This is a genomic window from Labrenzia sp. 5N (genome assembly GCF_012395805.1).
In the GTDB taxonomy this organism is placed as follows: Bacteria; Pseudomonadota; Alphaproteobacteria; order Rhizobiales; family Stappiaceae; genus Roseibium; species Roseibium algicola.
Map to the genome: position 1 here is coordinate 264613 of NZ_JAAZTM010000020.1, position 22244 is coordinate 286856.

General features: G+C 57.6%; 20 protein-coding genes. 14 read left to right on the plus strand and 6 right to left on the minus strand.

Annotated features, from left to right (window positions below; translation table 11 throughout):
• Positions 1-12: 12 nt before the first annotated feature.
• The 13 genes from HEP89_RS21785 to HEP89_RS21845 all read left to right on the plus strand — a co-directional run bounded on the left by HEP89_RS21785 (position 13) and on the right by HEP89_RS21845 (position 12144).
• Positions 13-513: a (2Fe-2S)-binding protein gene (locus tag HEP89_RS21785; RefSeq protein ID WP_062491642.1), complete on the plus strand. Its 501-nt coding sequence runs from the start codon at positions 13-15 to the stop codon at positions 511-513.
• Positions 510-2930 (plus strand): aerobic carbon-monoxide dehydrogenase large subunit, encoded by a 2421-nt coding sequence (locus HEP89_RS21790; protein ID WP_168693024.1) that lies wholly within the window; start codon positions 510-512, stop codon positions 2928-2930. Before HEP89_RS21785 ends, HEP89_RS21790 begins: the two co-directional genes overlap by 4 nt.
• A 130-nt stretch (positions 2931-3060) precedes the next feature.
• Entirely contained in the window at positions 3061-3942 is an 882-nt protein-coding gene (locus tag HEP89_RS21795; RefSeq protein ID WP_168693025.1) for a MoxR family ATPase, read from the plus strand.
• A gap of 3 nt (positions 3943-3945) precedes the next feature.
• Positions 3946-5145, plus strand: coding sequence for a VWA domain-containing protein (locus HEP89_RS21800; protein ID WP_077292843.1), 1200 nt, complete (start codon positions 3946-3948; stop codon positions 5143-5145).
• 87 nt (positions 5146-5232) lie between these two features.
• Positions 5233-6036 carry an XdhC family protein gene (locus tag HEP89_RS21805; RefSeq protein ID WP_156912549.1) on the plus strand — a complete coding sequence of 268 codons (804 nt, stop codon included), beginning with the start codon at positions 5233-5235 and terminating at the stop codon, positions 6034-6036.
• Between the two features lie 21 nt (positions 6037-6057).
• Positions 6058-6663 (plus strand): carbon monoxide dehydrogenase subunit G, encoded by a 606-nt coding sequence (locus HEP89_RS21810; RefSeq protein ID WP_207106377.1) that lies wholly within the window; start codon positions 6058-6060, stop codon positions 6661-6663.
• A 60-nt stretch (positions 6664-6723) separates the two neighbouring features.
• Positions 6724-6909: a hypothetical protein gene (locus HEP89_RS21815; RefSeq protein ID WP_077292845.1), complete on the plus strand. Its 186-nt coding sequence runs from the start codon at positions 6724-6726 to the stop codon at positions 6907-6909.
• A 429-nt stretch (positions 6910-7338) separates the two neighbouring features.
• Positions 7339-8409, plus strand: a complete 1071-nt coding sequence (locus HEP89_RS21820; RefSeq protein WP_077292846.1) for a putative urea ABC transporter substrate-binding protein — start codon at positions 7339-7341, stop codon at positions 8407-8409.
• Positions 8410-8481: 72 nt separating this feature from the next.
• On the plus strand, positions 8482-9303 hold the full coding sequence (locus HEP89_RS21825; RefSeq protein ID WP_077292847.1) for an ABC transporter permease subunit: 822 nt from the start codon (positions 8482-8484) through the stop codon (positions 9301-9303).
• Positions 9300-10142, plus strand: coding sequence for an ATP-binding cassette domain-containing protein (locus tag HEP89_RS21830; protein ID WP_077292848.1), 843 nt, complete (start codon positions 9300-9302; stop codon positions 10140-10142). Before HEP89_RS21825 ends, HEP89_RS21830 begins: the two co-directional genes overlap by 4 nt.
• A 10-nt stretch (positions 10143-10152) precedes the next feature.
• Positions 10153-11391 carry an agmatinase family protein gene (locus HEP89_RS21835; protein WP_077292849.1) on the plus strand — a complete coding sequence of 413 codons (1239 nt, stop codon included), beginning with the start codon at positions 10153-10155 and terminating at the stop codon, positions 11389-11391.
• A gap of 4 nt (positions 11392-11395) precedes the next feature.
• Positions 11396-11914 (plus strand): hypothetical protein, encoded by a 519-nt coding sequence (locus HEP89_RS21840; RefSeq protein WP_077292850.1) that lies wholly within the window; start codon positions 11396-11398, stop codon positions 11912-11914.
• Positions 11911-12144, plus strand: a complete 234-nt coding sequence (locus HEP89_RS21845) for a hypothetical protein (protein ID WP_077292851.1) — start codon at positions 11911-11913, stop codon at positions 12142-12144. Before HEP89_RS21840 ends, HEP89_RS21845 begins: the two co-directional genes overlap by 4 nt.
• 44 nt (positions 12145-12188) lie before the next feature.
• Here the strand turns inward: HEP89_RS21845 and HEP89_RS21850 are convergent, their stop codons facing one another.
• Positions 12189-14147 carry a bifunctional diguanylate cyclase/phosphodiesterase gene (locus HEP89_RS21850; RefSeq protein WP_168693026.1) on the minus strand — a complete coding sequence of 653 codons (1959 nt, stop codon included), beginning with the start codon at positions 14145-14147 and terminating at the stop codon, positions 12189-12191.
• A gap of 470 nt (positions 14148-14617) precedes the next feature.
• Between HEP89_RS21850 and HEP89_RS21855 the strand changes: the two genes are divergently transcribed.
• Entirely contained in the window at positions 14618-16267 is a 1650-nt protein-coding gene (locus HEP89_RS21855; protein WP_077292853.1) for an alpha/beta-hydrolase family protein, read from the plus strand.
• Positions 16268-16289: 22 nt separating this feature from the next.
• Here HEP89_RS21855 and HEP89_RS21860 read toward each other — a convergent pair whose 3' ends face one another.
• From HEP89_RS21860 to HEP89_RS21880, 5 genes are all read right to left on the minus strand, one after another.
• Positions 16290-17138 carry a patatin-like phospholipase family protein gene (locus HEP89_RS21860; RefSeq protein ID WP_286201068.1) on the minus strand — a complete coding sequence of 283 codons (849 nt, stop codon included), beginning with the start codon at positions 17136-17138 and terminating at the stop codon, positions 16290-16292.
• Between the two features lie 343 nt (positions 17139-17481).
• Positions 17482-18546 carry a BMP family ABC transporter substrate-binding protein gene (locus HEP89_RS21865; RefSeq protein ID WP_022998629.1) on the minus strand — a complete coding sequence of 355 codons (1065 nt, stop codon included), beginning with the start codon at positions 18544-18546 and terminating at the stop codon, positions 17482-17484.
• Between the two features lie 98 nt (positions 18547-18644).
• Positions 18645-19559: an ABC transporter permease gene (locus HEP89_RS21870; protein WP_168693028.1), complete on the minus strand. Its 915-nt coding sequence runs from the start codon at positions 19557-19559 to the stop codon at positions 18645-18647.
• Entirely contained in the window at positions 19552-20643 is a 1092-nt protein-coding gene (locus tag HEP89_RS21875; protein WP_236034826.1) for an ABC transporter permease, read from the minus strand. The genes HEP89_RS21870 and HEP89_RS21875 overlap by 8 nt, the downstream gene beginning before the upstream one ends.
• A complete protein-coding gene (locus HEP89_RS21880) occupies positions 20640-22205 on the minus strand; it encodes an ABC transporter ATP-binding protein (protein WP_168693493.1) in 1566 nt (521 codons plus the stop codon). The genes HEP89_RS21875 and HEP89_RS21880 overlap by 4 nt, the downstream gene beginning before the upstream one ends.
• Positions 22206-22244 lie beyond the last annotated feature (39 nt).

Consider the following 22244-nt stretch of genomic DNA (forward strand, 5'->3'; position numbering starts at 1 on the left):
ACTATGAGCGATATTGAACAGATCCCGGTCTCCATGACCATCAACGGCAAGAAGGTGCAGCGTTTTGTTGAACCGCGCACGCTTCTGATCCATTTCCTGCGAGAGGACCTCAACCTCACCGGGCCGCATATCGGTTGCGAGACCTCTCATTGCGGTGCCTGCACGGTTGAGCTGAACGGCATGTCCGTGAAGTCCTGCACCATGTTTGCCGTTCAAGCAGACGGCGCGGAACTGACCACCATCGAAGGCATGGCCAATGCGGATGGTACCTTGTCCGCGCTTCAGGAAGGCTTCCGGCAGATGCACGGGCTGCAGTGCGGCTTCTGCACCCCGGGAATGATCCTGCGTGCACACACGCTGCTGAAGGAAAACCCGAACCCCACGGAAGAAGAAATCCGCATGGGCATTTCGGGCAATCTTTGCCGCTGCACCGGTTATCAGAACATCGTCAAGGCGATCCAGTACGCCGCTGCGAAGCTGAATGGCACTGAATTTCAGGAGGCTGCAGAATGAACGACATGACCCCGACACGGGAACAGCGCGAAGCCGCCCTGGAAGGCATGGGCTGCAAACGCAAGCGTGTGGAAGATATTCGCTTCACGCAAGGCAAGGGCCAGTATGTCGATGATGTGAAACTGCCCGGGATGGTGTTCGGCGATTTCGTCCGTTCTCCCTATGCCCACGCCAAGGTCACGAAGATCGACGCTTCCGAAGCGTTAAAACTGCCTGGCGTGATCGCCGTGCTGACGGCGGAAGACCTGAAAGGCGTCAATCTTGCGTGGATGCCGACACTCGCCGGTGACGTGCAGATGGTGCTGGCCGATGGCAAGGTGCTGTACCAGAACCAGGAAGTCGCCTTCGTGGTGGCCGAGAACCGCTACATCGCCGACGATGCCATTCAGCTGGTGGAAGTCGAATATGAAGAGCTTCCCGTCCTGACGGACCCTTTCAAGTCGATGGATCCTGACGCTCCGGTTCTGCGGCCGGATCTCGACGGCAAGATGGAAGGCGCACACGGGCCGCGCAAACACCACAACCACATCTTCACCTGGGAAGTTGGCGACCAGGAAGAAACCGACAGAGCCTTTGCTGAAGCCGATGTCACCATCAAGGAGCTGATCTCCTATCACCGGACGCACCCCTCACCGCTCGAAACCTGTCAGTGCGTTGCATCGATGGACAAGATCAAGGGCGAGTTGACGGTCTGGGGAACGTTCCAGGCACCCCATGTCATCCGAACGGTAGCCTCTCTACTCTCGACTATTCCGGAGCAGAAGATCCATGTGATCGCGCCGGATATCGGCGGCGGTTTCGGCAACAAGGTCGGGGCTTACCCCGGTTACATCTGTGCCATCGTTGCCTCCATCGTCACCGGAGTGCCGGTGAAGTGGGTCGAGGATCGGATGGAGAACCTTTCGACGACGTCCTTTGCTCGCGATTATCACATGACCGCGGAAATCGCTGCGAAGAACGACGGTACCGTCACTGGTCTCAAAGTGCATGTTCTGGCTGACCATGGCGGCTTTGATGCCTGTGCCGATCCGTCGAAATGGCCGGCTGGTTTCTTCAACATCGTCACCGGGTCCTACGACTTCCCGGCAGCGCATCTGGCTGTCGACGGGGTCTATACCAACAAAGCCCCGGGCGGCGTCGCCTACCGCTGTTCGTTCCGCGTAACGGAGGCGGCCTATTGTATCGAGCGGGCGATGGATATCCTGGCCCAGAAGCTCGACATGGATCCGGCGGACTTGCGGATGAAGAACTTCGTCAAGCCGGAGCAGTTCCCCTATCACTCGGCCCTTGGCTGGGAATATGACAGCGGCGACTATCACACCGCCATGCAGAAGGCGATGGACAAGATCGGCTATCGCGAGCTGCGCGCTGAGCAAAAAGCCAAGCAGGAAGCCTTCAAGCGCGGCGAGACCCGCGAGATCATGGGCATCGGCGTGTCGTTCTTTACCGAGATCGTTGGTGCCGGACCGTCGAAGAATTGCGATATCCTAGGTGTCGCAATGTTTGACAGTGCGGAAATCCGCGTGCACCCGACCGGCTCGGTGATTTCCCGCATGGGCACCAAATCGCAAGGCCAGGGGCATGAAACCACCTGGGCGCAGATCATTGCCACGGAAATCGGTATTCCGGCCGCCGATATCATGGTGGAGGAAGGCAACACGGATACCGCGCCCTACGGTCTGGGGACCTATGGTTCACGCTCTACACCGGTTGCCGGTGCCGCGATTGCGCTTGCGTCTCGCAAGATCCGCAACAAGGCGCAGATGATCGCGGCGCACATGCTGGAAGTTTCCGAATACGATCTGGAATGGGACGTGGACGGCTTCCAGGTGAAAGGCAATCCGCAGGCACGCAAGTCCATGAAGGAGATTGCCTGGGCTGCCTATCACGCCCCGCCTCCAGGCATGGAACCGGGTCTTGAAGCGGTCAGTTATTATGACCCGCCCAACATGACCTATCCGTTCGGCGCCTATCTCTGTGTAATGGACATCGACGTCGACACCGGCGTTGCAAATACACGGCGGTTCTATGCGCTGGATGACTGTGGAACCCGGATCAACCCGATGATCATCGAGGGACAGGTCCATGGCGGTTTGACCGAGGCCTTTGCCATCGCGATGGGTCAGGAGATCCGCTACGACGAGATGGGCAACGTGCTGGGGGCGTCCTTCATGGACTTCTTCCTGCCGACGGCGGTCGAAACACCGCATTGGGAAACGGATTTCACCGTCACTCCCAGCCCCCATCATCCGATCGGGGCAAAGGGTGTGGGCGAAAGCCCGAATGTCGGTGGTGTGCCGGCCTTCTCCAATGCGGTGAACGACGCCTTCAAGTTCCTCGGGTCGACCCATATCCAGATGCCGCATGACGCCTGGCGGATCTGGCAGGCGGCCAAGGACCTGGGTGCGCACGCATAAAGCACTACTAACCGCAGGCTGGCTCCTCCGGGACAAAGTCTGCGGTGACGTTCCGATCGTCCTCTCGTGACTGATTCTGGATCAGCACCTGAAAGACGATGGATGCGACCTTCTCACCGAACGGACCAGCATGACCCAGACCAAGGATCAGATAGCGCTTCAGCTCGCGGATGCCGGTTACATCGCGGACGAAGGTCTTGCGACGGCACTTCTCCTGACCGGAATGCTCGGGCGGCCGCTGCTTCTGGAAGGAGAAGCCGGCGTCGGTAAAACGGAAGTGGCGAAGGCTCTGGCGCGACTTGAGAACACCGATCTCATCCGCCTGCAGTGCTATGAGGGCCTCGACCGTTCCGATGCCATCTACGAGTGGAACTATCAGCGCCAGCTTCTGGCCATCAAGGCGCGGGAAGGGTCTGGCGACAGCGCGGAAACTGTCGAGGAATCGATTTTCTCCGAGAAATATCTACTGGAACGCCCCCTTCTGGCGGCCATCCGAAAGGACGTGCCGCCGGTTCTGCTGATCGATGAAATCGACCGGGCAGATGAGGAATTCGAGGCATTCCTGCTTGAGATCCTGTCTGACTTCCAGGTGTCGATCCCGGAACTCGGAACGGTTCAGGCAGTTACAATCCCACGCGTGGTACTGACCTCAAATGGTACGCGCGAACTCTCGGACGCATTGCGCCGGCGTTGCCTTTATCATTTCGTCGATTACCCCTCGCCCGACCGCGAAACTCGTATTCTGCTGGCACGCGTCCCGGATCTGGATGCTGCGCTCGCCCAACAGATCGCCGAACTCATGAACAAACTGCGCAAGGAAGACCTTGTGAAGGTTCCAGGCGTTGCCGAAACCATCGATTGGGCGGCTGCTCTTCTGGGACTTGGTGCCAGGAACTTGCAAGACAGCCGGGAACTTGTTTTTGAAACGCTTTCCTGCGTTCTGAAAACCCGTGAAGACAGCGCCAGGGTCAGCCGCGAAGTCACCGACAGGTTGCTTGGAAAGGTGGCTTGAGCAATGTCCGGCCTTTTCCTTGAAACCAGAGCAGACATCGGGCCGATCCTGAGGCTGCGGCTGGCCGGGTTTGTCCGCTCGCTGCGTGACAGCGGCTTCAAGGTCGGATTGGCCGAGACCCGTGATGCCAGCCGGTTGCTGTGTTCGCAGGTAATACAGCGCCCTGGAAGCCTGAAGGCTGCCTTTCGCAGTCTTTTTTGCGGACGCTTGTCCGACTGGCACCGTTTCGACGACATTTTCGACGCCTATTGGACCGGCAAGGGCGTCAAATCTGGGGTGAAGGTCACCGGGACCAGCACGCGCAAGGGCATGAAGACCATTCGCGAGCTGATAGACGCAAGTGGTAACCGCCAGGAGACAATTGCGGGCGACGTCGAACGCCTTCCCGGTGAAGAGGATGAGGCGAGCAACGACGCTCCCTCCGGGCGGCGGGAAGGCGCGAGCATTGCCGCAAACCTCGGCAAGGTGGATTTTCGAGATCTCCACGATCCGGACGCCCTTAAGCAGGCCCATGACCTTGCCGAACGTCTTGCCCGTGCGATGCGCATACGTCTGACCCGCAGGGATCGTCAGAAACGAACAGGCCGAAAGCTGGATCTGCGCCGAACCATCCGGCGTTCCATTGCTCATGGCGGGACCCCCATCGAGCTTGTGCGTAAAGGCCCACGTGAGAAACAGCTCCGGCTGGTGATCCTGCTCGATGCGTCCGGATCGATGAACAACTACACGGGTGTCTTCACTCGGTTCGTGCACGGCTTGCTGGATAACTTCCGCGAAGCCGAAGCGTTTGTCTTCCACACACGCCTTGTGCATGTCTCGTCGGCTCTTTCCGAGCGCGATGCAGGCCGTGCGCTCGATCGCATGGGCCTGATGGCACAGGGGATCGGCGGCGGCACGAAGATCGGCGCGGCGCTGGCCGACTTCAACAGATGGCACACCGCCCGTGTCGTCCACTCGCGCACCTGCGTCCTGATCCTGTCGGATGGCTACGACACAGGCGCGCCGGAAGCACTTGGCGATGAGATGGCAAGGTTACGGCGGCGCTGCAGGCGCATTGTCTGGCTCAACCCGCTGCTTGGCTGGCAGGGATATGAACCGACAGCCGGGGGCATGGCCGCCGCCTTGCCTCATGTCGATTTCTTCGCGCCAGCCCATAACCTCGCCAGCCTTGAAGCCCTAGAGCCTTATCTTGCGAGACTTTGAACGATGGGAGATGTCGAGATGAAACATTCTGTTCCCGTGTCCGGCAAAGAGGCCGCGCCAGAGGTCGTGCAGGACCTACCCCGCCTGATGAACCGTTTGCAGGGTGACAACGAACCCTTCGTTCTGGCAACCGTTGTACGCACCATATCGGTGACCGCAGCCAAGGCGGGCGCGAAGGCCGTGATCGACAGGAATGGGGATATTGTCGGCGGCTGGATCGGCGGTGGCTGCGCAAGATCGGCTGTCATCAAGGCGGCAAGGTCCGCTTTTGAAGATGGTCAGACACGATTGATCTCCCTTCAACCGGCGGACCTGCTGGCCGAGATCGGCGTAGAAGCCGGTGAAGAGCGCGAAGGCATTCAATTTGCCAGGAACATGTGCCCAAGCCAGGGGACCATGGATATCTTCATAGAACCGGTTCTGCCGCGGCCCATGCTTGTCATCTACGGCGCCAGTCCGGTTGCCGTGGCCCTTGCGAGCCAGGCGCCGTCCATCGGGTTTGACCTGACCTTCTGCGCACCTGCAGAAGACCTGCCCGTCTTTTCAGGTGCGGGCAAAAGAGCAGAAGGGTTTGACAGTCCCGTTCGAAGCAACGGGCAGATCTACTCCATTATTTCGACCCAGGGGCGCGGCGATCTGGCGGCCCTGAAGGCAGCTCTTCTGACGGATGCGCGCCACATCGGGTTTGTCGGGAGCCGCCGGAAGATTGCTGCCCTGAAGGCGAAATTGCGCGACGAAGGCGTAGCGGACCAGACCCTCGACCGGATCGAGGGGCCCGCAGGCCTCGATCTGGGAGCCATTGCTCCGGAAGAAATTGCACTCTCCATTCTGGCAGAACTCCTGATGATCCGCCGCAGCGGACACCGCCAGACCAACATCCATCACATTTGACCCCACCAGGGAAGCAATCACATGCAAATGAACGACAGTCAGCGGATCGAAGCTCCAAAGCACAAGGTTTGGGAGGCATTGAATGATCCGGAAGTCCTGAAGGCCTCTATTCCGGGATGTGAAGACCTGATCAAGCATTCCGATACTGAACTTGAGGCGAAGGTTCGTCTCAAGGTGGGCCCGGTAAAAGCAACTTTCGGCGGCAAGGTGACGCTCAACGATCTCGATCCGCCGAACGGTTACACCATTGAAGGCGAAGGCTCCGGCGGGGTAGCCGGCTTTGCCAGAGGTGCTGCAAAGGTTCATCTGGAAGAAGACGGTCCTGACGCGACGATCCTTCACTACGAGGTCGATGCGAAGGTTGGCGGCAAGCTGGCGCAGCTTGGTGCCAGATTGATCGATTCAACCGCCAAACGGCTTGCCGGTGAGTTTTTTACAGCCTTCGGCGAACAGGTCGCCCCGGGGAAACCGGCTGCGACGAACGAAGTGGAAGCCGATACCGCGCCAGCAGACGCTTCTCCTTCAGATGGCGAAGAGAAGAAGGGATGGATCAAAGGCCTTTTCACCGGCAAGAAAAAGCAGAACGTGGCTGGTGACGAGGATAAGATCGACGAACCTGCGGAATAAATCCCGACTGCAAGAGCCGCTTGCCTGGCTCTTGCAGATGTTCAAACCGGAGGAATTGTTATGGCACATACCGAAGTTCAAGCCATGAGTGGCATTCGCGAAATGATGCGTGATCCATCTCTGGTTCTGGCGCTCGTCACCGGTTCGGCCTTGACCGGGTTTTTGCTGGTGGCGCACGCCTGTTGTCTGGGCATCACCGACCAGCATTTCCTGCCGTTGGTTCAGATCTGCTCTTTCACCGGCTAAGACTGTTTTACGATAGATCAGCACAGCCTGCTTAAGGTCTGGGCATGGTGCATTCTTCACCATGCTGCCCATATTCTGCTCAGAATACCATTTGCTTTTGATTGGTTTTGACGAGTTCAATCCAGATTCTATTTCTTAAATTATTGAAACAATGTACGAAATTACCACCTTCGCCTTTCTGGCATTCCCCTTGCTTTGGTCATGATGTGCAGCGCGCCTAGGGATCCGGTCGCAAGACGACGCAGGACCGAGAGGTGCAAGCCGGTTGAGAGGCATATGCCGACATAGACCGGTGACACGGCGGGACAAAAACCCGGGAGACAACTGCACGAGGTTTCGCGCGCGCGAACCTGCTCCCGGCCGTGCGCAAAAACCTCATGACGTAAGTCCGGTTCTGATGACCGGGCCCAAGACAGGAGACGCGCACAGATGTTGAAATCGATTGCCAAAGCTTCCCTCCTCGCCGCAGCGCTGACGCTGCCACTTTCCCTCACTTCGGCCAGGGCCGAGGAAAAGACGGATTTCAAGGTCTGCTGGTCCATCTATGTCGGCTGGATGCCCTGGGGTTATCTGCAGGACAGTGGCCTCATGAAGAAATGGGCCGACAAATACGACATCTCCGTCGAGATCGTTCAGATCAACGACTACGTGGAGTCCATCAATCAATACACCGCGGGGGAATATGACGGTTGCTCCATGACCAATATGGACGCCCTTTCGATCCCGGCAGGCGGCGGTGTCGACACGACTGCGCTTATCGTCGGCGACTACTCCAACGGCAACGATGGCATCATCCTGAAGGACAAGACCGAGCTGGCCGATATCAAGGGACAAAGCGTCAACCTGGTGGAGCTTTCCGTCTCTCACTACCTGCTCGCACGGGCGCTCGACACGGTTGGTCTCAGTGAACAGGATTTGACGGTCGTCAACACATCCGATGCAGACATGATCGCTGCCTATCAGACGCCGGATGTCACGGCAGTGGTCACCTGGAACCCGCTCCTGTCTGAAATCGAAGCGGAAGCAAATGCCACCAAGGTGTTCGACAGTTCCGGCATTCCAGGCGAAATCATCGATATCATGATGGTCAATACCGAGACGCTTGCGGACAATCCCGCCTTCGGCAAGGCTCTTGTAGGCGCCTGGTACGAACTGATGGGGATCATGTCGTCAGACAGTGACGAAGGCATCGCGGCACGCACCGCCATGGCCGAAGCCTCCGGCACGGACCTTGCCGGCTACGACGCGCAGCTCGCGACGACCAAGATGTTCTACACGCCCGCAGAAGCGGTCGCGTTCACCAAGTCCGCTGAACTTCCCGAGACGATGAAATTCGTTGCCGAGTTCCTTTTCGACAAGGGCATTCTGGGTGAAGGGGCACCCAGCCCTGAATTCGTCGGCGTCTCTTTCCCGGATGGATCGATCTATGGCGATACCGGAAACGTGAAACTGAAATTCGACCCGAGTTTCATGACGATGGCAGCAGAAGGCACGCTCTAGGCTTCCTTTGCTGATCCGGTGTTCCGGCGCCTCGGCGCCGGAGCCGCAGCCATAGACTGATCGGACCGTTTCATGCGTATCATCAACCGGAAACCCTCCCGGGTCACCGCCCTGGCGCTTGGGCTCCTGCCTTTCGTGCTGACATTGGTCGCCTACGTGATTGCCAGCCATTATCGCCGGCTCGACAATCCGGCGGACAAGCTTCTCCCCTCCATCACCAGCATGGGAGAAGCCTTCTGGCGCATGGCGGCAGTGCCGGACCGGAGGTCGGGAGACCTTCTGCTCTGGTTGGATACTTTCGACAGTCTCTGGCGTCTTGGGACAGGGATGGCAGTGTCGACGCTTCTGGCAATCTCCCTTGGCATTGCAATCGGCTTCATTCCCCATATCCGAAGCGGACTGGCACCTTATCTCGCGACATTCTCGCTGATACCGCCGATCACCATCCTGCCGATCCTGTTCATCACCTTCGGTCTTGGCGAACTCGCGAAAATCGCCCTGATCGTGATCGGAACGGCACCGGTGATGATCCGTTCCACGGCCCAGGCGGTTCTGGACATTCCGCGGGAGATGATCATCAAGGCGGAAACACTTGGGGCCAGCGTCTTGCAAATGGTTACGCGGCTCGTGTTGCCGCAGGTGCTTCCGCACCTGATCACCAGCCTGCGGCTTTCTCTCGTGCCAGCGTGGATCTTTCTGATTTCAGCCGAGGCCATCGCCTCCACGTCAGGGCTTGGGTACCGGATTTTCCTGGTGCGTCGCTATCTCGCGATGGATGTGATCCTGCCTTACGTCGTCTGGATCACGCTGCTGGCCTTCCTGCTCGACAGAGCCCTGCTCCTCCTGTCGCGCCGCGCTTTTCGCTGGCACCATCTGGGAGGTGACGCGCTATGAACACTGCGTCCAAACTCTCGGTCCAGAACCTGGCAAAGTTATACGACGGCGTGCCTGTTCTCGAACGGGTCAACCTGGAAGTCCAGACCGGGTCTTTTTGCACGATCGTTGGAGCATCCGGCTGCGGAAAATCGACATTCCTGCGGATGCTGCTTTCCCAGGAACATCCAAGCCGTGGACAGATCCTCCTGGACGGCGCTCGCTTGCCACTTGAGCCGACACCCGATCGCGGGATCGTCTTCCAGAAATACTCGGTGTTTTCGCATCTGACCGTGGCTGAAAACCTCATCCTTGCGCAAGAGTTTGAATCGTCGCGCTGGACCGGGCGGCTTTTTGGTACTTCCCGCAAGGCGGCTTTTGGATCGTCCGACGACCTGCTTGACAGGATCGGGCTGCGACCAGCGGCAAACAAGTATCCGGCGCAGCTGTCCGGTGGCATGCAGCAACGTCTCGCGATCGCCCAGGCCTTGATCAAGAAGCCAAGCATCCTGCTGCTCGACGAGCCTTTCGGCGCGCTAGACCCGGGTATACGCGTCGATATGCATGAATTGCTTCTGGGGCTCTGGAAAGAGTTGTCCATGACGGTTTTCATGGTGACGCACGATATTCACGAGGCCTTCAAGCTCGGCACGCGTCTGCTGGTGTTCGACAAGATCCGCCACGACCCTCAAGCGCCACAAGCCTACGGCGCGACCATCACCTACGACCTGCCACTCAAATCGCCAACAGGAGCATCCTTGCGGTCTCCGGAGGCCATCGCAGGTGCAATCGGCGCCCCACAGTCAAACAAGCCCACTCCGTCTTTCCAAAGCATCCATACCCCAAACAATCAGGAATGAGGACCATCCCATGAGTTTCAATCGAGCCTCAGGCCCCAGGACGCACCACCTTGCCGCAGGTCATTTCACCCGAGCCCCCAACCGAAGACAGCATCATCCTGACTTCGACAAACTGCAATTGCGAGGTTGGAAGGCCGCTGAAAAGGAAGGTGCCCTGCCCTCTGCCGCGTGGGAAAAGGAAAAAGCCTGGGCACTGCGAATGGGATTGACAGGATCGGATAGTCTCACCGACAAATCGATCCCGACCTTTGCCCGTGGAGAACTGCCCCACTATGCGGGGATCAGCACCTTCCTGAAGGCGCCCTATATCGAGGATGTGACAAAGGTCGGGGCTTATGATGCGGCCGTCATCGGCATCCCTTTCGATGGGGGCACCACTTACAGACCTGGTACACGGTTCGGGCCGCAAGGAGTTCGGAAGATTTCCGCGCTCTACACGCCCTACAACTACGAGATGGGTGTCGATCTTCGGGAACAGATGACGCTTTGCGATGTCGGTGACATCTTCACCATTCCTGCCAATATCGAAAAGACGTTCGACCAGATTACGCGGGCGGTCTCGCACGTCGCATCGTCCGGAGCCTTGCCGATCATGATCGGCGGCGATCATTCAATCGGCTTTCCTTGCGTACGCGGGATTGCCCAGTGCACGTCCAAGCGCATTGGTATCGTGCATTTCGATCGGCATATCGACATTCAGGAAAAGGATCTGGATGAGCGGATGCATACGACGCCCTGGTTCCACGCGACAGATCTCGTCAACGTGCCGGCCGTCAATCTGGTTCAGATCGGTATCGGAGGGTGGCAGGTGCCGCGAGAAGGGGTGGAAGTTGCCCGGGAGCGGAACACCAACATCTTCACCATGCGCGATGTTGAGGAACTGGGATTAGCGGAAACGGCCGCACGGGCGCTGGAACTGGCATGGAAGGACGCAGATGCAGTCTATATCTCGTTCGATATCGATAGTGTCGACTGCGGCTTCGTGCCCGGTACCGGCTGGCCGGAGCCAGGTGGCTTTCTGCCGAGAGAGGCACTTGAGCTGGTGTCGCTGGTCGCGAAGGAAGGCATCTGCGGTCTGGAGGTCGTAGAAGTTTCACCACCTTACGATTGCTCCGACATCACAGCCCTTCTGGCAACTCGGGTGATTGTAGATGTTCTCGGGACCCTGGTTTCCCATGGAAAAATGGGTTCGCATAAATCCATCATCGACAAGCCGGTGTCCATTCCGGCCGGTCCGGACGTGGAGTAAGGCGATGGCGCGACATCATCACGGCCACGATCACCATGTTCACCACGATCATGAACATGGTCATCACCACCACCACCACCACCACACACATGACCACGATCACGGAGGTCTCGCGGGACATAATCACGTGGGCCCGGACCATCTGCATTCTCATGTTCATGGGGCCTCGCATGCGGACCGGGCCGAAGAACTGCAGGCACTTGCGGTGAGCTTCATCGACGGCTTTCGGGCTGCCGACGACAAGACCAGTTACCTGCGTCTTGCAGGCGTCCCGTTTCACCGCCCCGGTGCCGATGGTCTCATACAGCACCTTGTCGACGCAAAGATCGTCAGCAATTGGCAGGTCGGCACAGCCTCGCCGGCCTTTGCTTCCCGAGAACTCGTCTACATGAGTTTTCCAGGTTCAATGGTCCAAGCCCGGGAAACCATGACCTTCACCTTTGTATCCCTGTCGCAACGGTCAGACATTGACCTCATCGACATCCTCACCACTCGTCTGGCCCATGGAGATATCGCAGAATGAAACAGCTTTTGATGACGTCAATTCTTGCCTTGGCATCCACCCCTGCATTTGCACACCCTGGTGCGCACGGTCATCTGACCGGTTGGCAAGGCGCAGGTGAGCATCTGCTTGGCTCGCCATTTCATCAGCTGCTGCTCGTCGTGGCTGTTAGCGGGCTGGTTCTGGCCGTTTCCCTGGTCCGGAAATCGAAAAAAACCACGAGGAAACTGCCTGTAGAACGCAGGTCCTGAGGGTCTCTCTCGTTAAAGCGGGGCCCTTGATACCAACCGAGGTGTCAGAGCCCCGCCAAAGTGCTTTTGGAATGATCCGAGAAGAACAGGGTCGTTATGTCGTCGATCGCCATCGGACCGCCGAACAGGTAGCCTTGGCCGATGGTGCAGCCGATATCGACCAGTACATCGCGTTGCTCGACTGTTTCGATGCCTTCGATCAAGACCTGAGAGCCCATGGTTTCGGCAATACCAAGGACCATCTTGAGAATATCGCGAATTTTCTTGTCCTTGACCGCCTTGGTGGCAAACGACCTGTCGATCTTGATTTCGTCCCAGTCAAAGTCCGTCAGGTAAGACAGGGCGGAATAACCGACGCCAAAGTCATCCAGCGAAATGCCGATACCCAATGATCGCAACTCAACGAGTGTCGTCTGAATGCGGCGCAGATCGCTCATCAGGGTTGTTTCGGTCACTTCCAGTTTCAGCCTGGAGGCTGGCAGACCGGTCCGACCGAGGCATTCGTCGAGCATTGCAACGACGTCGTCGCTCAGAATCTGCGCAACTGAAAGGTTGACCGACAGGCTCAGGTCCGATGGCAACAACTGTACTTCCGAACACGATGTTTCCAGGATCTTCCATCCCAGCGATACGATATCGCCATTGCGTTCAGCGATCGGGATGAATTCCGAGGGTGAAATCCAGCCCAGTTCGGAATGGTACCAGCGTGCCAAGGCTTCAACGCCGAAAATCCGCCCGGTCATGAGATTGAACTGTGGCTGGAAGTGCGGAAGGCATTCGTTCGCCTCTATGGCGCGGGCAAGTGCGTTTTCGACGATTGTCCGCCGTTCCATTTCCGCGCGCATGGCCGGTTGGTAGGTCACGACGCGGCGGCGGCTGTAGCTGACGGCGTTACCAACCGCGAGATCCGCATTCCGAATGATGTCGGTGGCATCTCGATCGACGGTGGTTGAATCCGCATAGCCGATAGCTGGTGAAATCAGGAAGGATCCGAGTGCCGTTGGGACCGGGCGCAGGAAGATGTCGTGGATCCGGTTTGCGACGACGGAAGCAGTCAGCCCAACCTCTTCATCACTTACAGTCATGAGGAGAAATCCCTTGCCTCCTGAGCGGGCAAGGCAATTTACACCTTCCATCCGGTCTACTGCGTGACGCAACAGGTCCGCAGTCGATGCCAGGATAGCTTCCTCCGTTACAAGACTGAACTTGTTGATAGCCGGCAGTCTGGACTCCAGATCGATGTTGAGAATGCTCAAGGTCTGATCAGGAGCGAGTGTATCGTGAGCAGAGCGCACGATCTCTGCAAAGACACGGGAATTTACCAGGCCTGTAACACTGTCGTGGTCCAGCCGGTGCTCCAGAAGCCTGGTTTGCTCGCGAGTTGCCTCTGCCTGTCCTTGCAGCACCTGGCTGCGCTTGTTGGAGAACCAGATCCATCCAAGGCTGACCAGAAGGAAAACAACAACGAGCACGTCTTGTACAATCTGGTGGAAATGAAAGCTCTTTCTCGCCGCCGACATTTGCTTGGCAGCTTCTTGGGTCACCATCTGATTGATTTGTTGAAGGGAACTTCCTATCCCCTGCAAGATGATCAGTGCATTGCTCACGGAGGTCTGGTCATTGAGCGTATCCAGGAACGGTTTCACCCGGTTGCTCGTACGAACGATGTGGACCAGTTTGTCCTGGATGTAGTCCGACGGCCCCACAATTTCGCGATAGGCGTCGCTGGGCCACGTTTCGAAGGCGTTTAGCAGTGCTTCGTAGGTTTTTCCGGCCTCTGCAGCATCTTCCGGGCTTTTCAAGGCACTGTACCGTGCAATCAGTTTTTCCAGGGCCGTAGTGTTAAAGCGCAGCGTGTCGTTGAGGACCGAACGTTCCAACTGATCCTTGTGAAGGTAGTCGGCTTGCGCGCTATAGAGCGAGTAGGCGTTTACACCGAGCAAAAGCGTAAGGGAGGCGCAAAGCGCCGGAAATCCTATTCGCAACAGTTTATCAAAAATCATTGGCTCAACCGCCCTGATGACAGATTACACCGCCCCAATTGGAGCTTATCGATAGTCCTTTCCGGCCCAATGTCTCTGTCACAGACGAACCGGTGCCCCCCGGCTTGCCATTTCCGGTATCAGCGGCAGGCCATCTACCTGCTGCGCTGGACCAGCGGTGGATTACGCCCGATTGTTAGCGCCGCAAACTTTCACGAAACTTGCGAATAAAAAACGGTTGTAGACCCCGATCGCGGAAAGATCTTTCTGCCCTTCAATCCACGATGTAGGAATTTAGACCCGACAACGGTTAAGACCGTCTAAATGCCAAAAGACGCAACGTAAATTATGCTTGGTTTTGCGGTGGATAACGGGGATGGGCACAAGATTGCTGTCATGTTGCCATTGTTTACCCAAGGTTGTCTTGACGCGATCATTCCAACACGAAATCCTGCAGCTGGATCATGAAATCGTGTTGGGAGCGGGTGCAAATGCCGATCTTAAGGACACTCCGAGATGGGCTTACGCCAACCGGGCTCATTGTAGCGGCCAGTTTCTTCGGTGCCGCACTGACGCCGTCGATGATGCCGAGGGAACCAATTGTACAAGCGACCCTCGCCGCCGTGGCAGCGACGTTTGGCTATGAGGTGACCCTTCTGGCAAGGAGTGTCTGGCGTTATCTGGAGTTGCCGGAGCCCAGGGGACGTTTGTGGACACTCTGGCTCCTTGCCGCTTGCGGTATCAGTCTTGCGATCATGGTCTACAGTCTGTCGAAAGCTGCCAGTTGGCAGAACGCGACCCGTGAAGCTGTTGGTTTGCCGCCGCTCGAGAGCGCAGCGCCGTTCTTCATCGTCACTGTTGGCGTGTTGATCGCACTTTGCTTGTGGCTGGTTTTCCGGGTTGCAGGTGCCTTGCGTAGAGCCGTCGCTGTTGTTCTGGACAAGATGCTTCCGGGGCGCGTCGGCGTGGTCCTGTCCATCGTTCTTGTTGGCTGGTTCCTGTGGGCACTTGTCGATGGAGCCCTTGTACGTAATGCGTTTCGTATGGCCGATACGTCTTTTCTGGCTGCAGACCTGCTTCTTGAACCTGATATCGAAAAACCTGCGGATCCGGAAAAAACCGGTAGTACCCGGTCGCTGGTCAAATGGGAGGAGATGGGGCGTTGGGGTCGTCACTATGTCGCGACGGCTCCGACTGCAGCAGAGATTTCCGAATTCTGGCCGGATAAAGCCGTTGATCCTATCAGGGTCTATGTTGGACGAAGGTCTGGTGACACCGCAGAAGAACGCGCCCAACTTGCTTTGCGGGAACTGATCCGTGTCGGGGGTTTCGACCGATCGGTACTTGTGGTCGTGGTACCACCCGGCACCGGTTGGATGGACCCGGGAGCTCACGACACAATCGATTTCATGCTTGGCGGTGATGTGGCGACAGTGGCTGTCCAATATTCCTATCTGACCAGTTTTCTGGCGCTGCTTGCCCATCCAGACTACGGGGTAGATCAGGCTCGAGCCCTTTTCAACGCGGTCTATGCCCACTGGACGCAGCTGCCCAAAGACAGTCGGCCGGAGCTTTATGTTCACGGGCTCAGCCAGGGGGCCTTCAACTCCCAGGCGACACTTCCCCTGTTTGACATGCTGGGTGACCCGATCCAGGGCGCCTTTTGGGCTGGGTCTCCTTTCTTCTCGCGATATTGGTCGGAGGTCCGGGACCGGCGCAAGGCAGACAGTCCGGCATGGCGTCCGAAATACGGAAACGGCTCGCTTGTCCGGGTGATGGATCAATATGGCGGACTGGAGGGGAACTATGCGCCCTGGGGGCCAATTCGCGCGGTGTTTCTGAATTATGGCAGCGACCCTATCGTGAACTTCACGTTCGATACGGGCTTCAGGCCGCCAGCCTGGATGGCCTCACCGCGTGCGCCGGATGTTTCAGAAAAACTGTCCTGGTTTCCCGTGGTGACAATGCTTCAGATTGCGCTGGATTCCATGTTTGCGCTGGATGTTCCCAGATACGGGCACTACTACATTGCGCCTGATTACATCGACGGATGGGCTGCAGTTGTCGATCCGGACGGCTGGTCACCAGAAAGAGCGGAAGCGCTGAAAAAGATATTCGAGCGCCGTGATCCTGCGATTTAACGCCTGGAACCAATTGGTTCGACTATCGATTTTCCAGGAGGCTGGCCAGGCCACGCTTGAAGGTTTCTCCGGCTGGTTCTGCTGCTTTCACGATGTCCGCGACCTTGAAGAATTCCATGGTCTTGAAACGGCCGCCTGGCGGCTCAATCAACAAATCAGGTTGATTGCAGGCCAATTTGGCGGCGACCAACGAGTGAAGGGTGATCGAGAACGAGCCGATCCAGGTCTCCAGGCCGGTTGGAAGCCCGCTTTTTCGCTCTTCGAAATTGCTGCCAGTGACATCGACGGCGACTGTCGGAATGCCGTCGTCCTGAAAGACATCGAATGGTGTCGGGTTGACGAAGCCCCCGTCTATCAAAACCTGGCCGTCTATCCTGACAGGCGTCAAAAGCATGGGGAGAGCGGACGAGGCTGCAATTGCAGGCAGCAGGGGCCCCTCCTCCAGAACCACCTGCGACTGGGTGTAAAAATCCGTCGCAACGATCTTCATTGGCAGTTTCAAATCCGAGAACTGCTCGGCCAGGTCTTCAGGAAACACCGTTTCGAAAAGAACGATGGGATCGATAATCGCCGGACGGACGACATTGAAGAGCGACGACCAGGTTCGGCCATCCGTCAGAAACAACTTTTGAAGCAATTGCGTTTTCTGGGTGAAGAGATCAACTGCAAACTGTCGGATCTCTCGACCGCTCATACCGCTGGCGTAAAAAGCACCGAGGATCGACCCCATTGATGTCCCGGCAATTTCGACGGGTTTGACACCCAGGTCATCCATCACTTCCAGAATGGGAATGTGAGCGAATGCCTTTGCGGCTCCGCCACCAAGGGCCAGACGGAACCCCTGGGCAGAGCTGCGGCTGTGTGTTGTCATTTCTGCCTCTGGGGCGCTGCTGGCAGAGGCCAAGCCAGCCATGCTGCCAGATCCAGCAGCGGCCGCGGCGAGCATCAATTCTCGTCTGCGGATCATTCGTCAAAGGTCCGTATCGTGTGCATGCCGGCGATCCATCCTGGATGGAAACGAAATTATAGTTTCGTTTGTAGAGGTGTCGATGTTGCGATTCAACGTTGCGGAGATTTCTGCGCAAGTCTTCAATCAGAACGATCGCGATGGGAAGCAGGTGCTTTACACACAACATTCAGACAATCAGTCACCGGATATGAAAACGGCCCGGAACCACTGGCTCCGGGCCGTCCTGGATAGGTGATAACCGCGATTATTGCGGCAATTTGTCGTCGATACCCTGCACGTACCAGTTCATGCCGAGAATGGCTCCATCGTCGAGGGCGACGCCATCTTCAGCGGCAACCGAGCCGTCCTGCTTGGTGATCGGGCCGGTGAACGGCTCCCAACCGCCGGCGATCTTGGCTTCGGTTTCCTTGGCCATTGCAACAACATCATCCGGGAGATTGGTGTAAGGTGCCATCACGACGTGACCTTCGGCAAGGCCTGCCCAGGTGCTCTTGGGCTCCCAGGTGCCATCCATGACTTCCTGGATGCGTTCGATGTAGTACGGACCCCAATCGTCGATGATTGCCGTGTACTGGGCTTCCGGTGCGAACTGGATCATGTCGGATGCCTGACCGAAGCCATGCGCGCCACGTTCCTGTGCGACCTGAAGCGGTGCGGTGGAATCGGTGTGCTGGGTAATGACATCGGCACCCTGATCGATCAGCGCCTTTGCAGCGTCGGCTTCCTTGCCCGGATCGAACCAGGAATTGACCCAGACGACCTTCAGCTTGAAATCCGGGTTGACGGACTGAGCACCGAGCAGAAATGCATTGATGCCGGACACAACTTCCGGGATCGGGAACGAGGCGATGTAACCTGCGACGCCGGATTCGGACTGTTTGGCGGCAATCTGACCGATTATGTAACGGCCCTGGTGGAACTTGGAGTTATAGGTCGCGACGTTGTCGGCAGTCTTGTAGCCGGTCGCGTGTTCGAACTTCACATCTGGAAACTTCTTGGCGACCTTGATCGTCGGGTTCATGTAGCCGAAGGACGTGGTGAAGATGACATTGCAGCCTTCACGGGCGAAACGCTCGATCGCGCGCTCTGCATCCGGACCTTCCGGCACACTTTCAAGATATGCGGTTTCCAGCTTGTCGCCGAAATGCTTTTCCGCATCGAGACGACCCTGGTCGTGCTGATAGGACCAACCGAAGTCACCAACTGGTCCAACGTAGATAAAGCAGGCTTTGACGTCTGCAGCGTTTGCGGCAGAGCCGGCAGCTGCGAAGGCAACGGCGGCAACGGTTGCTTTCAAAAGAGATTTCATCTGGTTCTTTCCCCTCTGTTTCGATCTCTCTGTTGCGATCTTGTTTAAGGCCAAGCCCCCGATCGCACCGGGGCCGGGCCGACCGGTGGCTGGGAGGCTTACCGATCTGGAACGAATGGCTTGCCGAGACAGGCTGGCGTGTTGACGAGCGTCAGTCTGCGGTTTGCCGAAATGAGCACAAGCACCAAAATAGTCGCAAGGTACGGCAAGCTGGACAGCAGTTGGGACGGAATGTCCAGCTCAACTGCCTGGGCGTGGAGGTTCAGGACGCTGACTGCACCAAACAGATAGGCGCCAATAACCACGCGCAGCGGCAGCCAGGACGAGAACACGACCAATGCCAGCGCAATCCAGCCTCGGCCCGCAGTCATGTTTTCAACCCACTGAGGCGTATAGGCAAGCGACGTGTAGGCACCCGCAAGACCTGCACAGGCGCCGCCAAAAAGAACCGCTGCGAACCTGATGCGAATAACGGAATAACCAAGAGCGTGAGCCGACACGTGGTTGTCACCAACAGACCGAAGCACGAGGCCAAGCCGGGTCCGGAACAGGAAATAGGCAACTGCGATGACCAATGCGAAACTCACATAAACGAGCGCGTCCTGCTGGAAGAAGACAGGCCCGAAAAACGGAATGTCGGACAGTACAGGAATGTAGAGATCCGGCAGTTTAAGACCTGGAATGCCGATGAAGGCCTCCCCGATCAGGCCCGAGAAGCCGACGCCGAGGATGGTTAGGGCAAGACCGGTTGCCACCTGATTGGTTACCAGGACGAGCACCAGGAATCCAAAAAGTGCCGACATGGCCATGCCGGCGGCAATTGCCGCAAAGACGCCGAGCGTCCCGGATCCGGTCTGATTGGCGACGGCGAATCCGACCACGGCCCCCATGATCATCATGCCCTCGACACCAAGGTTCAAAACACCGGAGCGTTCAACGACGAGTTCGCCGATCGCAGCAATCAACAGCGGTGTTGCCGCGGTGATAACAGTCAGGAGAACGGCTTCAAACATGGGAGACCTCCCCTGCCGAACCACGCCGGCTGACAAATCTGATGCGATAGAGGATGAGTGTGTCGCAGGCGAGCACGAAGAACAGCAGAAGGCCCTGAATGACACTGGCAATCTTGTTCGAGACGCCCATCGCCGATTGCACCGCTTCGCCGCCGATATAAGACAATGCCAACACGAAACCCGCGACGATGATACCGAAGGGATTCAGCCTTCCCAGAAAGGCGACGATAATGGCTGTAAATCCATAACCGGGAGAGATGGTCGGGAGGAGCTGGTTGAGTGCGCCGGACACTTCCATCGTGCCGGCAAGGCCTGCAAGACCACCGGCAATTGCGAAGGAAAACAGCGTCAGTTTCTTTGCAGAAAAACCGGCAAAGCTGCCTGCGCGAGGACTTTCGCCCATCACCCTGATCTCGAAACCCTTAATGGTCTTGCCGAGGACCACCGCAAGCACGACTGCGACGATCAAAGTGATCGGGGCAGCATAGCTGAGTGACGTGCCAGGGACGGTGGACAACGTGGCAGCGTCGGAGAAGAGCGCCGATTCCGGGAAGTTGTAACCGCCGGGATCCCGCCACGGTCCGCGAACCAGGTAGTCCAGCAGGAGACTGGCGACATAGACCAGCATGAGGCTGGTCAGGATTTCGTTGGTATTGAACCTGGTTTTCAACAGCGCCGGGATCAGGGCCCAGAGTGCCCCACCGATAGCGCCGAAAGCCATCATCAAGGGAAGCGTGGCAGCACTTTCGAAGTCCGGCATCAGAATGGGCAGAGCAGAGCCGAACAGCGCACCGACGACGAACTGGCCTTCAGCACCGATGTTCCAGTTGTTCGACAGATAGCAAACCGACAAGCCGCAGGCGATCAGGATGAGCGGTGTTGCCTTGGCGATTGTCGCGTTGAGAGACCATTCTTGCGTCAGAGGTTCTATGAAGAATTTATATAATCCGAACAATGGGTTATGTCCGGATATTGAGAAAATGAGTCCGGCTGCGATTGCGGTCAGACCAACAGCGATCAACGGCGACAGCAGTGCCATCTTTCGGCTGTGCTCTTTTCTTTTCACGAGTTCGACGCGCATCAGGCAACCTCCCCTTGCGCTTCCGCGCCGCCTGCCATGAGCAGGCCGACCCGCTCGCGGTTCATGTCTGAAGTCGGCTCGGCCGCAGACAGATAACCTCTGGAAATAACCGCAATCCGGTCGGCGATTTCGAAGATTTCATCCAGGTCCTGGCTGATCACCAGCACCGCCGATCCGGAGCGGGCAAGGTCGATGAGTGCCTGCCGGATAAGAGCGGCGGCACCGGCATCGACACCCCAGGTTGGCTGGTTCACGATCAGCACACCAGGTTTGCGGTCCAGCTCGCGGCCGACTACAAATTTCTGAAGATTGCCCCCTGAAAGGGAACGCGCTTCCGGATCGTCATGGGACATGCGCACGTCGAAGGACTTCTTGATACGCTGTTCCATCTTGCCTGCATTGGCATTGGAGACGAAGAAACCACTGACCAGCTTGTCGCCGGTTCTGTGGCGCGTCAGCACGATGTTCTGCGATAGTTTCATGCCAGGTACGGCGCCGTGGCCGAGACGTTCTTCTGGCACGAAAGCCGCGTTTTGCCTGCGTCGCCAAGTAATGTTCCTGTTGCCGCAGGGCTTGCCGTCCAGAAAGACCATGTCGGCTGCCACTGGCATTTCGCCGGAGATCGCGTCGAAGAGCTCACCCTGGCCGTTGCCTGCAACGCCGGCGATCGCAACCACCTCACCGGCCCTGAGATCCAGCGAGACCTTGTTCAGCGCTGTTGCGAATGGCGTTGCGGCTTTTGCGGACAGGTTCTTCAGGGCAAGCCGGGTTTCGCCGATCTGCGGCTTTTGAGAGCTGGCGCTTACGGAGGCAACGTCGGCTCCCACCATCATGCTGGCCAGAGATGCCGGTGTTTCCTTGGTCGGGTCACATTCGCGCACCACCTGGCCATGCCGAAGGATCGTCGCGTGGTGACAGATGCGTTTGACCTCTTCCAGCCGATGGCTGATGTACAGAACCGCGCAGCCTTCCTTGGCCAGGCGCTCCAGCGTCAGGAAGAGAAGATCCGCTTCCTGGGGCGTAAGCACCGATGTCGGTTCGTCCATGATGATCAGCTGCGGTTCCTGAAGCAGGCATCGGACAATCTCGATACGCTGGCGGATGCCGACCGGCAAGTCCGCGACAATGTCGTCCGGATTGAGGGGCAAGCCATAATCGCGCGACACGGATTGGATCCGATTGGCAAGCTCAGACATTCGCCCCGGATTTGGCAATGCCAACGCGATATTTTCTGCAACCGTCAAGGCTTCGAACAGCGAAAAATGCTGGAACACCATCCCGATGCCGAGTTCGCGGGCAGCTGCCGGGTTGCCGATGTCGACCCGTTGGCCCTGCCAGAGAATTTCACCGCCGTCCGGCTCCAGTGAACCGTAGAACATTTTTACGAGGGTCGATTTGCCTGCGCCATTTTCGCCAAGGAGTGCATGTATTTCACCCTTGTTTATGACGAGATCGACCCTGTCGTTCGCCAGAATGTCGCCAAATCTTTTGGTCAGGCCCCGAGCATCGAGCAGAGTATCCTTTCCGGATCTGCTTTGCCGCGCCGTGCCGCCGTCCCCTGTCATCGTTTCTGTTTCTGCCACGCCGTCCCCCAAGCGAATGCC

Bases quoted from the DNA above. Each gene is read 5' to 3' on its own strand.
- HEP89_RS21845 (WP_077292851.1), top strand. From the start codon at position 11,911: ATGAAACAGCTTTTGATGACGTCAATTCTTGCCTTGGCATCCACCCCT.
- HEP89_RS21860 (WP_286201068.1), bottom strand. From the start codon at position 17,138: ATGACAACACACAGCCGCAGCTCTGCCCAGGGGTTCCGTCTGGCCCTT.
- HEP89_RS21835 (WP_077292849.1), top strand. From the start codon at position 10,153: ATGAGTTTCAATCGAGCCTCAGGCCCCAGGACGCACCACCTTGCCGCA.
- HEP89_RS21815 (WP_077292845.1), top strand. From the start codon at position 6,724: ATGGCACATACCGAAGTTCAAGCCATGAGTGGCATTCGCGAAATGATG.
- HEP89_RS21880 (WP_168693493.1), bottom strand. From the start codon at position 22,205: ATGACAGGGGACGGCGGCACGGCGCGGCAAAGCAGATCCGGAAAGGAT.
- HEP89_RS21830 (WP_077292848.1), top strand. From the start codon at position 9,300: ATGAACACTGCGTCCAAACTCTCGGTCCAGAACCTGGCAAAGTTATAC.
- HEP89_RS21795 (WP_168693025.1), top strand. From the start codon at position 3,061: ATGACCCAGACCAAGGATCAGATAGCGCTTCAGCTCGCGGATGCCGGT.
- HEP89_RS21825 (WP_077292847.1), top strand. From the start codon at position 8,482: ATGCGTATCATCAACCGGAAACCCTCCCGGGTCACCGCCCTGGCGCTT.
- HEP89_RS21805 (WP_156912549.1), top strand. From the start codon at position 5,233: ATGAACCGTTTGCAGGGTGACAACGAACCCTTCGTTCTGGCAACCGTT.
- HEP89_RS21855 (WP_077292853.1), top strand. From the start codon at position 14,618: ATGCCGATCTTAAGGACACTCCGAGATGGGCTTACGCCAACCGGGCTC.
- HEP89_RS21820 (WP_077292846.1), top strand. From the start codon at position 7,339: ATGTTGAAATCGATTGCCAAAGCTTCCCTCCTCGCCGCAGCGCTGACG.
- HEP89_RS21870 (WP_168693028.1), bottom strand. From the start codon at position 19,559: ATGTTTGAAGCCGTTCTCCTGACTGTTATCACCGCGGCAACACCGCTG.
- HEP89_RS21865 (WP_022998629.1), bottom strand. From the start codon at position 18,546: ATGAAATCTCTTTTGAAAGCAACCGTTGCCGCCGTTGCCTTCGCAGCT.
- HEP89_RS21840 (WP_077292850.1), top strand. From the start codon at position 11,396: ATGGCGCGACATCATCACGGCCACGATCACCATGTTCACCACGATCAT.
- HEP89_RS21790 (WP_168693024.1), top strand. From the start codon at position 510: ATGAACGACATGACCCCGACACGGGAACAGCGCGAAGCCGCCCTGGAA.
- HEP89_RS21850 (WP_168693026.1), bottom strand. From the start codon at position 14,147: ATGATTTTTGATAAACTGTTGCGAATAGGATTTCCGGCGCTTTGCGCC.
- HEP89_RS21800 (WP_077292843.1), top strand. From the start codon at position 3,946: ATGTCCGGCCTTTTCCTTGAAACCAGAGCAGACATCGGGCCGATCCTG.
- HEP89_RS21810 (WP_207106377.1), top strand. From the start codon at position 6,058: ATGCAAATGAACGACAGTCAGCGGATCGAAGCTCCAAAGCACAAGGTT.